The following is a 12,258-nucleotide window of genomic DNA, read 5'->3' as shown; positions in this document are numbered from 1 at the left end:
ATTAGGGTATTTACCTTTAATATTTAGCATATAAAATATACTCGCAAAAAACATAAAAAATGGGAAAATATATTTTAAATCTTCATAATTATCTCTTACTTTGTATCTCTCATAAATAAAGCCATTTGATTCTAATTGTCTTATTTCTGGATAAAATACGCTAGGAACATAGTAAATAGCTACTTTTTGCCCTATGAGATTTTTTGCATAACTTTTATCTTCTCTTGCTATGAAAGTTTTGTGATTTTTATTATTATCAATCATTTTATAATGCCATATAATATAATTTCTTTTTCTAAAAATCCTAAACGTTTTCTCATGAACTATCTTTTCTACATCATACAATACACCTTCAGCCTTTTTAAGTTCATTAAGATTTTTTGTATGATCGCTTATATATTCTAAGCTATAAAAAATCATTATAAAAAAAGTTACAAAAATAAAAAACGCTGAAACTAATTGAAATAAAAATAATAAAAAATTAGCTTTTTTATCATAACAAAGTCTAAAAATAAATATTAAGTATAAGTGTTTAAAAAATGCCAACATTGCAAAAAAGGAAGCTTAGCTTCCTAAAAATTATAAATATTTTTTAATATTTTCAACCCAAGCATTAATTCTTGCTTCGTTTTTATCTCCATCAGCTTTATCAAGGCAAAGTCCTCTTAAAGCTTTTCCAAATTGTAATCTTGAGAATGTGTAGTTATAATCACTTGAGCAAACTTCGCCTATAAATCTTGCTCCACTAAAAGCTAATTTATCATAAAAATCAGCTACGCCAGAGCAAAAACTATCAGGATGTCTTTCTTGTCCGCCAACACCTACGATAGCTACATTTTTATCGCTAAAATCAATAGTATTTAATAATTTTACTTTACTTCCCCAATCATCAGCCAAAGCACCAAAAAAATAGCTTGAACTCATTAAGATTAAAGTTTTATATTCTGATAATGCGTTTATTTCAACATCTTTAATATTTATAACATCAGCACCAATTTTTGCTGCGATTTGCTCTGCAAAAGCTTTAGTAGTACCACCTTTTGTAGCATAAAAAATACCAACTTTTTTCATAACTTCTCCTTAAAATTAAAATGTAGTTTCATTGTAGCCTAAATAAGATAATTTTTGTTTTAAATATTTTAAAATTATTTTAAGCTACTTTTAAGATTGGGGGGGGGGGGGTATTATATGGCTTTAATTTTTTATTAAGGAGTGTAAATGGATACGAATAGTATTTTAATGAGTATTCAAGACAAGTTGCCAAAAGACGGAATGGCTGTAATTAATTTAAGAGAAAAGTTAGAGAGAATGAGCGATGCTGAAAGAAAAAACTTTTCAGACAAACTACTTGCTGCAAAGCTTAAAAATCCTACTACTGGAATTATATGTGCTATGCTTTATGTAGATAGATTTTATCTTGGCTCTATTGGTTTAGGCATACTTATTTTTATACTCAAATTCATTACTTGTATGTTTGCAATAGGAATTATATGGTGGATTATTGATATTATAAATATTGGCAAAAAAGTTAGACAATACAACTATCAACAAATTTTACAAATTATATAAGGATATATCGTGAAAAAAATATATTTTTCTTTAATTGTAGTTAGTGCATTTTGTATAGGTTGTGGTTCTATACCTAGTTGTGATGATAAAGAAGTAACACAACTTTTAACTGAAATTTTATTAGAACAATCAAAAACATTAGATGCTTATGATATTTCATATTCAAGTTTTATGACTAATAAAATTGATAAAGAAGCAAAAAAGATAAATTGTACAAACAAACTCATATTAAAAGAAACTGAAAATTTTAGTATAATTAAAGAGATATGGTTAGACTATAGTGCAAGATATACTGATGATGGTATGGTATATGTGGAAGTTTATTAATAATTTTGTGTTTAGAATTTGAAATAGGAATTTCCTATTTCAAATTCTTAAATCAATAAAAGCCTAATATCTTCCACCATACTAAGCCAACACAAATCATAACTGCTATATCAATAACACTTACAATAAAACCTATTATCCACCATTTATTAAGACTAACATAACCACTACCAAATACAACAGGAGCAGTCCCTGTAGCATAATGCGTAAGTGCCATCATAATATTTCCTGCAGCTGCTAACATAAAAGCATATAGCATAGGTGGTGCTCCTAAATCAAGCCCTGTTTTATAAAATACTAAAAACATTGCTGAAATATGAGCCGTTGTGCTTGCGAAAAAATAGTGCGAATATAAAAACGCTAAAGTAAAAAATATCATTACAAAAGTTACGCTAAGCCCTAAAGATGAAGCTGCCATTTTTAACTCTTGTCCTAAAAATGCAGCTAAACCTAATTTATCAAGCATAGTAGCAAGCATAATTAAAGCAGCAAACCATACTAATGTATCCCAAGCTGTCTTTTCTGCTAATAATTCATCGTATTTTAAAACACCAGTTAAAAGCGCAATTGCAAGTCCTAAAGCCGCCACACTAGCAGGATCAAATGTCAAAGCCTTTGCATATTCGCTAAAACCAAACCAATTAGCAAAATTACTAGGCATTCCAGCCCATAAGAATAAGCATAATCCAAAAATACTAAGCATAATTTTTTCATCTAAGCTAAATTTACCCATAGCAGCTAATTCTTTTTTAGCTAATTCTCTTGCATCAGGTGTTTCTTTAAGTTCAGGTGGGCTTAAAAAATAAATCACTAATGGCATAAGCAATATCGCACACATTCCAGGAACAAACATTCCTAAAGCCCATTGCCCCCAAGTAATACTAATATTTGCATTAGTTGCATCTGAAATTAGTTTTACTACCAATGGATTTGGTGCAGTTGCGGTAATAAACATAGCAGATGTAATTGGATTTGATTGATAATTTACAAGGCTAAGATATGTTCCTGCTTTATTTGCACTGCCATTATTTGGCTCTGAACCTAGAGCTTTAGCAATTGATTGAACTATTGGATTAATTATACCACCGCCCCTTGCAGTATTTGATGGAGTAATCGGAGCTAAAAACACTTCGCTTAAAGCAATTGAATATCCTATACCTAAAGTTTTTTTACCAAATATGCTTAAAAAATAAAATGCTAATCTTCTTCCAAGACCAGTTTTGATAATACCACGAGCGAGCATAATAGATATTACAATAAGCCATATTAAGCTATTAGAAAATGCACTTAAAGCATCTTTAATAGCAGCCTTACTTCTAGCAGCTCCACTAATATCGGCACTAACACTAATTGTAGAAATTGCTATAAAAGCAATAGATATTAAGCTAACTGCACCAAGTGGCATTACTTTTAAAATAATACATAAAACAGTAGCTATAAAACAACCTAAATATATCCAAGAAAGTCTTGCATCAAATAAGCTTAATTCTAATAATTTTTGTTCTGAAAAATCAGAATGAGCCTTTAATAAAGCAGCTTGTTTAATAGAAATTAGACTTTCAGGAACCGGAATAAATACAAATGAAATAGCTATTAATATACATAAAATAGCTAAAGGAATTTTATCCTTAGTCATAACATCTCCTTTTCAAAAAGTAAGTAATTATAATAAGAATTTATTAAAAAGAAAAATAAAGTATATTTTTTAATAATTTAAATATTAATATTAAATTTTTATTAAATAATTAATATTTAAGCCCTATAAAGGGCTTAAAATTATTCTCCTAAAGCTTTTTTAGCGTATTTTATACCTAAATCATAAGCCTTAGCATTTGCATCACGAGTTTTTGGTGGCACATGACTTAACATAACTTCTTTTACAACATCAGTATCCATACATTTGCTCATATATACCGCAATTGCAAGTGCAACAACTGATTGAGTAGCCACATTGCCAACTTCATCTTTAGCTATTGTAATGATTGGAATTTCAAATATTTTAAATTTCTTTCTATCTTCTTCACTTGGTTTTACTAGATTTGGCTCAACTACTATTATTCCACCTTCACAAACACCATCTTTAAAACCAGAATAGCCTTTTTGAGCAGTTGAAAGCATAAAAGTAATTTCGCCTTCAACTGCATAAGGAAATAATATTTCTTCATCATCTAAAATAATATCAACCTTAGTTGGACCACCACGAACTTGAGAAGTATATGTACTAGCTTTTATAGCATAAGCACCTTTTTTACTACTTCCACCCTTTTCCATCCAAGCAGCTGCTAAAATCTCACCAGCGGTAATTACACCTTGACCGCCTTCTCCACCAAATCTTAATTGGAATTTCATTTAGCACCCCCTAAAGCATTTAAATTAACCATTCTACCTTCTTTAGCAGCACGGCGAACTTCTTCATAAGCTTTGCAATATTCAGGTTTAGTTTTATTTTCATATAAAATTCCAACTGGGAATTTATCAACTTTTTCTTCATCGCTTAATTTGTCAAATTTAGATTTTTCAACAGAACGATTACTTATCCAATCAAGCATTTGAACAGCTTCGCCCATTTTATTTTTACGACCTAAATTAATATGGCAGTTACTAAAGCAATCAATAAAACTATATCCTTCATGAGCCATTGCTTTATAAATCATATTTTCAAGTTTAGCAGCGTCAATTACATTACCACGAGCTATAAAACTAGCTCCAGCTGCTTTTACTAATTCGCAAGCATCAAATGTAGGGTCAATATTACCAAATTGAGCTGTAACTGTGTAAAATCCTTGTGGGGTCATTGGGCTTGTTTGAGAATTTGTAAGTCCATAAATAAAGTTATTAATCATAATATGAGTTAAATCAATATTTCTTCTTGCAGCATGGATTAAATGATTACCACCAATTGCAGTTGTATCGCCATCACCTGTTACAACTATCACATGTTTAGTTGGATTAGCTAATTTAATACCAGTTGCATAAGCTAATGCACGACCATGAGTTGTATGAACGGTATTACAATTTACATATGAGCTCATACGACCACTACAGCCAATACCACTAACTACACAAACATCATCCATATTCCAACCCATTTTTGCAATTGCTTTAATAATACATTTTAAAACAACACCATCACCACATCCCCAGCACCACTGAGTAGGCATTTTATCTACTCTTAAATAATCATCATAATTAAAAGCCATTAGAAACTCTCCTTTACTTTTGCTTCAATTTCACTTGGAGTTATTGGACGACCATTAGCTCTATGTAAGCTAGCAAAATCATCTCTCTTACTTGCTCTTTGAATTTCTTCTAAATATTGTCCCATATTTAATTCTGTTACTAAAATTTTCTTAAATCTTGAGCAAACTTCAGCTATTTTTTTCTCATGAACTGGATATAAAGTAATTGGTCTAAATAAACCTACTTTCAATCCTTGTGCTCTAAGTCTTGCAATTGCTTCTTTTGCAGCACGAGCAACGCTTCCGTAAGCAATAATACAAATATCAGCATCATCTAACATATATTCTTCATAAAGTGCTAATTCATCTACTTTATTTTTAATCTTACCAACTAATCTTCTCATATTATAATCAACTATTTTGCCATCTTCAGTTGGAAAACCTATATCTCCGTGATGAAGACCAGCTATATGATAACGATAGCCTTTAAAGAATGGATTTAATGTAGCAGGTTCGTCCATATCAGCTTTATAAGGTTTATAATCTTTTGGGTCTCCTGTAAATTCACGGCGTGGTTCTATTTTTAAATCTTTTACATCAGGTAAAATTGCTTTACCATTCATATGTCCAACCGTTTCATCCATTAATAAAAATACTGGAGTTGAATATTTATTAGCATAATTAAATGCTGTTATTGTTAGATTATAGCTTTCTTCAAGACTAGCAGGTGCAATAGCAATACTTGCTATATCTCCATGACTTGGAGCTTTTGCTTGAAATAAATCGCCTTGAGCAACACGAGTTGGAAGACCAGTTGATGGACCACCACGCATAACATTTACTATTACGATTGGAATTTCAGCTATGTATGCAAGCCCTATTTGTTCTGCTTTTAAGCTAATTCCAGGACCACTACTTGCAGTCATTGCTTTTGCACCACTCATAGCCGCACCTAGTGCAACGCTAATTCCACTTATTTCATCTTCCATTTGAATAAATGTTCCACCAGCTTTTGGTAGCATATGGCTTAATTCATGAGCTATCTCACTACTAGGAGTTATTGGATAACCACCAAAAAAAGAACAACCACAATCAATTGCAGCTTGAGCTATTAAATTATTTCCTGTTGATATTACTTCTCTCATCTTTACGCCTTTAACTTTTTAAAATTGTTAGCTTTAATTGCAGCCGCTCTATCTTTACCTTCTTGAGTAGGTTTTGCAAATTTAAAGCCTTTAGCATCTGCAACATTAATCGCAAAATCAGGACAATGAGTTTCACAATCTCTACAACCTATGCATGATTCTGGATTAACTACTTCAATCATTTGACCTAAAACAGCACTTGGTTCATCTCTCATAGCAATAACGCCCATAGGACAATAGCTTACGCATATATTACAGGCTTTACATCTTTTTTCATCCACCCATACAGGTGCATTAGTATTATTTTCCATTTTTAACCTTTCTAAGCCTAGATTATCTAGGCTTTAATTATTTTAAAATTTCTTTGATTTTTTTACCGATATCTGCAGGAGAATCAACTACATGAACACCATAGCTTTTTAAAGCTTCTTTTTTAGCAGCAGCACTTTCATCAGCACTTCCTACAATAGCACCTGCGTGACCCATTCTTTTACCTTTTGGAGCAGTTGCACCTGCTATAAATGCTACAACAGGTTTTGTGATATTTTCTTTTATAAATTTAGCAGCTTCAACTTCTAAGCTTCCACCAATTTCACCTATCATAACTATAGCTTTAGTTTCGCTATCTTTTTCAAATTCAGCTAATAATTCTTTATAAGCAAGACCTATGATTGGATCTCCTCCAATTCCAACTGCAGTTGTAATTCCATAACCACCTAAAACAACTTGATTTGCTGCTTCATAAGTTAAAGTTCCACTTTTAGAAATTACACCGATATTTCCTTTTTTAAATATAAAGCCTGGCATAATTCCTAATTTACATTCATCTGCAGTGATAATTCCTGGGCAGTTTGGTCCAATGATTTTCATACCTTTTTTATTTGCATAAGCTTTTGCAAACATCATATCTTTTACAGGAGTATGTTCTGTGATTACTACTGCAAGTTTAATTCCTGCATCAGCAGCTTCAATGATACTATCTCCAACAGCAAAAGGAGGAACGAAAATTAAACTTGTATCAGCACCAGTTTTACTAACTGCTTCTTTAACCGTATCAAATACAGGCTTTCCTAAATGAGTTTCTCCACCTTTAAATGGAGTTACACCACCAACTATATTTGTGCCATAAGCAATACATTGTTCTGCGTGAAATGTAGCTTCTTTACCTGTAAAGCCTTGAACTATTACTTTTGTATTTTTATTTACTAATATACTCATTTTTTCTCCTTACTTTACTAAGCTTTTTACAATTTCAGCACCATTTGCAAAATCTGTTGCTGCGTGAATATTTTTAAGACCTGAATTATCTAGAATTTCTTTTGCTTCTTTAGCGTTTGTTCCATCTAAGCGAACTACTACAGGAATATCAATTTTAGTTGTTTTTGTAGCTTCTAAAACACCATTTGCAATTCTATCACATCTTACGATACCACCAAAAATATTTATGAAAATTACTTTTACATTCTTATCTCTCATAATAATCTCAAATGCTTTTGCAACGGTTTCAGCACTTGCTCCACCACCAACATCTAAGAAGTTTGCTGGTTTGCAGCCACTATAATTAATAATATCCATTGTAGCCATAGCAAGACCTGCACCATTTACCATGCAAGCCACATCGCCATCAAGTTTTACATAACTTAAACCATATTTGCTAGCTTCTAGCTCTGCTGGATTTTCTTCTGTTTCATCTTTTAATTCTGCAATATCTGGATTTCTATAAAGACCACTATCATCAAAACTCATCTTAGCATCAAGTGCGAAAAACTCGCCTTCTGCAGTTTTGATTAATGGGTTAATTTCTACTAAATTTGCATCTTTTGCTAAATATAATTTATATAATTTATCTATAAATGTTATTAATTTTTTACCTTCATCTTTATTTAGACCTAAAACTTTTACTACTTCAAGTCCGTGAAACATTTTAAAGCCAATTGCAGGGTCAATTGTAACTTTTGCTATTTTTTCAGGTTGCTCTGCTGCAACTTTTTCTATATCCATACCACCTTCACTTGAAGCAATGATTGTGATTTTTTCTTCCATTCTATTAAATAATAGTGCTAAATAATATTCTTTAGCAATATTTGCACCACTTTCAATATAAAGTTTTCTAACAAGTTTTCCTTCTGGTCCTGTTTGATGAGTTACAAGGTTCATACCTAATATTTTTTCAGCATACATTTTAACTTCATCTAAATTCTTAGCGATTTTTACACCGCCACCTAAACCACGACCACCAGCGTGGATTTGAGCTTTTACAGCCCAAACACTTCCGCCTAATTCTTTTGCGTTTGCAACAGCTTCTTCAACACTAAATGCAACCTTACCTTTTAAAGTAGGCACACCAAATTTAGCAAAAATTTCTTTTGCTTGATATTCGTGTATATTCATATTTTCTCCTTAAATTGATTTTAAAATTTCATTAAATGTAACACTTGGTCTCATTATCTTTTCAGCTACTTCGCCTAAAACATAATATCCACCTAATTCAACTGCTTTACCTTCTTCATTCATATATTCTTCAATGATTTTAGAAGAATTTGAATTAAGTTTATCAGCAATAACTTTAAAAAACTTATTCATACTTTCATCATTATTTTGCTTAGCAAGTGCATTCGCTAAATATATTGCAAAATACACATGACTTGTTCTATTATCGTTTTCTTTCGCATTTCTACTTGGAGCTTTATTTTCATTTAAATAATGAGATATTGCTTCATCAAAAGCTTCTGCCATAACTTTTGCTTTTGCATTGCCTTTGTTTCCTTCAAATTCAAGTGAGCTTTGAAGAGCTAAAAACTCGCCTAAACTATCCCATCTTAAGTGATTTTCTAATACAACTTGCTCAACTTGTTTTGGAGCAGAACCACCCGCACCTGTTTCAAACATAGCTCCGCCATTTAGCATTGGAACTATTGAAAGCATTTTCGCACTTGTTCCTAATTCAAGTATTGGGAAAAGATCTGTTAAATAATCTCTTAAAACATTACCTGTAATTGATATACAATTTTTACCACTTCTAATAATTTCTAAACTTTTTTTGCAAGCTTCATAAGGGCTTAAGATTAAGAAAGTTTCTCCTAATTCTTTTTTAACTAAATCAATGATTATTCTATCACTTGCTCTTTTGCTATCAAGCCAGAAAATTCCTTGCTCGCCACTTAATTCACATCTTTGTTTTGCAAGTTTTATCCAGTTTGCTATCGCATCAGGTTTTGCTAAATTAATTCTATAAATATCACCCTTTTTAACTTCATGTGATAATAAAACTTCACCATTTAATTCTATTTGATAAGTAGCGTCGCAATCAGCTATGAATGTTTTATCATGAGAGCCGTATTCTTGAGCTTTTTTAGCCATTAAACCAACATTGCTAACCGAACCAACCACACTTGGATTAATACTTCCATTAGCTCTCATATCATCTAAAACTGCTTGATAAATTGTTGCATATGTTTGATCAGGAATAACAGCATTTGTATCCATTTCTGCACCATTTTTATCCCATAATTTAGCACCATTTTTAAGCATTGCAGGCATTGAAGCATCTACAATTACATCACTTGGAACATGAAGATTAGTAATACCTTTATCAGAATTAACCATTGAAATTGGTGCTCTTGTATTTAATATTTCTTCGTATCTTTTTAGGATTAAATCTTTTTTGCTTGAGTTTTCAACCTTACTTAAAAGCTCACTTAAACCATTGTTTGGATTAATGCCTAGATTTGCAAACTCATCGCCAAATTCAGCAAATAAATCTTTAAAATAAACTTTTAAAGCGTGAGCAAATAATACAGGGTCACTTACTTTCATCATAGTTGCTTTTAAATGAAGCGAGAATAAAATATTTTCTTGTTTGCAGTGATTGATTTGTTTTTCATAAAACTCATCTAGTTTTGCAACATTCATAAAAGTCGCGTCCATTACTTCATCTTTTACAACATCAAAAGATTTTAGCTCAGTTTTAGCCCCATTTACAACTTTATATAATTTAGCAGTGCCGTTTTCTTTGATTAAAGTTGCCTTTTCATTTGAGAAAAAGTCATCACTACTCATACAAGTTACACAACTTTTACTATCTTTACTAAAGGTTTTTGTTCTATATGGATTTGCTTTTGCGTATTCTTTTACAGCTTTTGTGCTTCTTCTATCCGAGTTTCCTTGTCTTAAAACAGGATTTACAGCAGAACCTAAAACTTTTGCATATTTTTCTTTGATTGCTTTTTCGCTATCATTTTGTGGTTCATCTGGATAATTTGGAACATTATATCCTTTTGATTGTAATTCTTTTATGCAAGCCTTAAGTTGTGGAATAGAAGCAGAAATATTTGGAGTTTTAATTACATTTGCTCCATCAAGTTTTACTAATTCACCAAGTTTTGCAAGTGCATCTTCACACTTTTGCTCATCTTTTAAACACTCTGGAAAACTAGAAACTATTCTTGCAGCCAATGAAATATCAGCTGTGGTAATTTCAATATTTGCATGCTTTAAAAAAGCTTTTGCAATTGGTAAAAAACTTAAAGTTGCCAACGCTGGCGATTCATCTGTGAAAGTATATACAATACTCATCGTAACTCCTTTAATTAAATTTTAGATGAATGTATAACTGCTAAGTTAAAAAAGAGTAAATCAAAAAAAATTAAATTACCCTTATCTTTGCCTTTCTATTTCTTTTTCGTGAGCTGCTAAAGTTGTATTAAACCTATGTGTACCAGTCCTTTTATCTCTCATAAAATATAAATAATTTGTCTTAGCTGGAGAAATTGCTGCCAAAATTGCTTGTGTAGAAACGTTACAAATTGAAACACTTGGTAAACCAGAATTTTTATAAGAATTAAATTCTGAATTATCTTCTCTAATCATTTGTGGAGTTACTTTTATATGAGAATTCATACCATAATTTAGCATTCCATCCATTTGTAGTTTCATACCTTTATTTAATCTATTATAAATAACACTCGCTACAATAGGCATTTCGCTTTCATTAGCAGCTTCTTTTTGAATAATACTAGCTACTATAATAAATCTATAAAATTTATATTCAGTATAATCTCCAAAAACTTTTTTACTAATTGTTTCGTTTCTTTTTTTTGTAAATTCTAATAAATATTTTATAAACAATCTTTCACTAATTCCTAATGGAATTGAATAAGTATCAGGAGTTAGCATACCTTCTTTTCTATTTGATTGAGAATATAATTCATCTAATAATTTATCAGGATTTAAATTAAGTTTTTTTGCTGCAATTTCTCTTAAAAAATATTCACTTGTTTCACCTGGAATTAAAGTAAGATTAACTAACGCAGCTTTATTTGTAGTTAGCTCTTTTAAAAATTCATATCTTGTTAAAATAGGTTTAGATACTGCTATCCAACCACTTTGCGGGTGTCCAAAAAATAATAACAAATATTGGTCTATTTTGCTAAATTGCAATTTAGTGTTATTTAAACTTGTTATAATTTTAGCATTAGAGCCTTGTGGTATAAATACAACAGAATTTGACTTAACAGGCTGCAATAAGTAAAACAAAATCGCTAGGACAAAAATGCTTAAAACATCAAAACACATAAATAAAATAATTAAAATTCTTTTTATATTCATATTCTTAATAATCGCCTTTGTATTTGTATTAGCCAATGGAATTTCAATTAAGGATTTTAAATTAATTAATATTGAAATCTCTGAGCTTTATTTGAAACTTGATAAAAAACTAATCTTAAATATAAATAAAGTTTATATAAAAAAAGCAAATAGCAACGAAGCACTAGATATAAATCAAATTAGAAAAAAAATATTAAGTCTTAAAGAATACAAACAAGTATTTTTGTTTTTTCAAAGTATTAATATAAAAAATATTCAAATAAATGATGCTTTAGTCAAAATATATTATGATGAAAACCAATTGAATATCCAATCAGATGATATTGAAGCAAATATAAAAATAAATTTATACTCAAATGAGCTTTTAGCAAACATAACAAATCTAAAATATAAAAACTTATATTTTTATGGAGATATAAAAATAGCTAAAG

General features: G+C 30.5%; 14 protein-coding genes. 3 read left to right on the top strand and 11 right to left on the bottom strand.

What is annotated here, in order from left to right; genetic code table 11:
• Together KJQ99_RS06770 and KJQ99_RS06765 are read right to left on the bottom strand one after the other, a co-directional pair.
• On the bottom strand, positions 1 to 420 hold a 420-nt coding region (locus KJQ99_RS06770; RefSeq protein WP_214150344.1), incomplete at its 3' end, for a hypothetical protein.
• Positions 421 to 579: 159 nt separating this feature from the next.
• Positions 580 to 1,071: a flavodoxin domain-containing protein gene (locus tag KJQ99_RS06765; protein WP_214120445.1), complete on the bottom strand. Its 492-nt coding sequence runs from the start codon at positions 1,069 to 1,071 to the stop codon at positions 580 to 582.
• Positions 1,072 to 1,218: 147 nt separating this feature from the next.
• Here KJQ99_RS06765 and KJQ99_RS06760 point away from each other — a divergent pair, with 147 nt between their 5' ends.
• A complete protein-coding gene (locus KJQ99_RS06760) occupies positions 1,219 to 1,569 on the top strand; it encodes a hypothetical protein (RefSeq protein WP_214150343.1) in 351 nt (116 codons plus the stop codon).
• A gap of 9 nt (positions 1,570 to 1,578) precedes the next feature.
• Complete coding sequence (locus KJQ99_RS06755) at positions 1,579 to 1,896, top strand: hypothetical protein (protein WP_214150342.1); 318 nt, start codon at positions 1,579 to 1,581, stop codon at positions 1,894 to 1,896.
• Between the two features lie 52 nt (positions 1,897 to 1,948).
• On the opposite strand, the gene KJQ99_RS06750 is transcribed toward KJQ99_RS06755, so the two are convergent.
• The 9 genes from KJQ99_RS06750 to mltG all read right to left on the bottom strand — a co-directional run bounded on the left by KJQ99_RS06750 (position 1,949) and on the right by mltG (position 11,875).
• Positions 1,949 to 3,532, bottom strand: coding sequence for a DASS family sodium-coupled anion symporter (locus KJQ99_RS06750; protein WP_214118516.1), 1,584 nt, complete (start codon positions 3,530 to 3,532; stop codon positions 1,949 to 1,951).
• Between the two features lie 140 nt (positions 3,533 to 3,672).
• On the bottom strand, positions 3,673 to 4,245 hold the full coding sequence (locus tag KJQ99_RS06745; RefSeq protein ID WP_214118513.1) for a 2-oxoglutarate:acceptor oxidoreductase subunit OorC: 573 nt from the start codon (positions 4,243 to 4,245) through the stop codon (positions 3,673 to 3,675).
• Positions 4,242 to 5,096, bottom strand: coding sequence for a 2-oxoglutarate ferredoxin oxidoreductase subunit beta (locus KJQ99_RS06740; protein ID WP_214118511.1), 855 nt, complete (start codon positions 5,094 to 5,096; stop codon positions 4,242 to 4,244). The genes KJQ99_RS06745 and KJQ99_RS06740 overlap by 4 nt, the downstream gene beginning before the upstream one ends.
• A complete protein-coding gene (locus KJQ99_RS06735; protein WP_214150341.1) occupies positions 5,096 to 6,220 on the bottom strand; it encodes a 2-oxoglutarate synthase subunit alpha in 1,125 nt (374 codons plus the stop codon). The genes KJQ99_RS06740 and KJQ99_RS06735 overlap by 1 nt, the downstream gene beginning before the upstream one ends.
• 2 nt (positions 6,221 to 6,222) lie before the next feature.
• Positions 6,223 to 6,531 carry a 4Fe-4S dicluster domain-containing protein gene (locus KJQ99_RS06730; protein ID WP_214150340.1) on the bottom strand — a complete coding sequence of 103 codons (309 nt, stop codon included), beginning with the start codon at positions 6,529 to 6,531 and terminating at the stop codon, positions 6,223 to 6,225.
• Positions 6,532 to 6,568: 37 nt separating this feature from the next.
• Positions 6,569 to 7,438: a succinate--CoA ligase subunit alpha gene (sucD, locus tag KJQ99_RS06725; protein ID WP_214118506.1), complete on the bottom strand. Its 870-nt coding sequence runs from the start codon at positions 7,436 to 7,438 to the stop codon at positions 6,569 to 6,571.
• A gap of 9 nt (positions 7,439 to 7,447) precedes the next feature.
• Complete coding sequence (sucC, locus tag KJQ99_RS06720) at positions 7,448 to 8,611, bottom strand: ADP-forming succinate--CoA ligase subunit beta (protein WP_214118504.1); 1,164 nt, start codon at positions 8,609 to 8,611, stop codon at positions 7,448 to 7,450.
• 9 nt (positions 8,612 to 8,620) lie between these two features.
• Positions 8,621 to 10,795, bottom strand: a complete 2,175-nt coding sequence (locus KJQ99_RS06715; protein WP_214118502.1) for an NADP-dependent isocitrate dehydrogenase — start codon at positions 10,793 to 10,795, stop codon at positions 8,621 to 8,623.
• Between the two features lie 81 nt (positions 10,796 to 10,876).
• Positions 10,877 to 11,875 (bottom strand): endolytic transglycosylase MltG, encoded by a 999-nt coding sequence (gene mltG / locus KJQ99_RS06710; protein ID WP_442862236.1) that lies wholly within the window; start codon positions 11,873 to 11,875, stop codon positions 10,877 to 10,879.
• A gap of 43 nt (positions 11,876 to 11,918) precedes the next feature.
• Here mltG and KJQ99_RS06705 point away from each other — a divergent pair.
• Positions 11,919 to 12,258 (top strand): hypothetical protein (locus KJQ99_RS06705; RefSeq protein WP_214150339.1); only part of this gene is annotated, 340 nt, incomplete at its 3' end.

Origin of the sequence: Campylobacter sp. 2018MI13 (assembly GCF_018501135.1) — a bacterium.
Classification (GTDB): domain Bacteria; phylum Campylobacterota; class Campylobacteria; order Campylobacterales; family Campylobacteraceae; genus Campylobacter_E.
This window is presented reverse-complemented; position numbering and strand designations above follow the sequence as displayed.

Bases quoted from the DNA above. Each gene is read 5' to 3' on its own strand.
- sucD (WP_214118506.1), bottom strand. From the start codon at position 7,438: ATGAGTATATTAGTAAATAAAAATACAAAAGTAATAGTTCAAGGCTTT.
- KJQ99_RS06765 (WP_214120445.1), bottom strand. From the start codon at position 1,071: ATGAAAAAAGTTGGTATTTTTTATGCTACAAAAGGTGGTACTACTAAA.
- sucC (WP_214118504.1), bottom strand. From the start codon at position 8,611: ATGAATATACACGAATATCAAGCAAAAGAAATTTTTGCTAAATTTGGT.
- KJQ99_RS06760 (WP_214150343.1), top strand. From the start codon at position 1,219: ATGGATACGAATAGTATTTTAATGAGTATTCAAGACAAGTTGCCAAAA.
- KJQ99_RS06735 (WP_214150341.1), bottom strand. From the start codon at position 6,220: ATGAGAGAAGTAATATCAACAGGAAATAATTTAATAGCTCAAGCTGCA.
- KJQ99_RS06730 (WP_214150340.1), bottom strand. From the start codon at position 6,531: ATGGAAAATAATACTAATGCACCTGTATGGGTGGATGAAAAAAGATGT.
- KJQ99_RS06715 (WP_214118502.1), bottom strand. From the start codon at position 10,795: ATGAGTATTGTATATACTTTCACAGATGAATCGCCAGCGTTGGCAACT.
- KJQ99_RS06745 (WP_214118513.1), bottom strand. From the start codon at position 4,245: ATGAAATTCCAATTAAGATTTGGTGGAGAAGGCGGTCAAGGTGTAATT.
- KJQ99_RS06750 (WP_214118516.1), bottom strand. From the start codon at position 3,532: ATGACTAAGGATAAAATTCCTTTAGCTATTTTATGTATATTAATAGCT.
- KJQ99_RS06740 (WP_214118511.1), bottom strand. From the start codon at position 5,096: ATGGCTTTTAATTATGATGATTATTTAAGAGTAGATAAAATGCCTACT.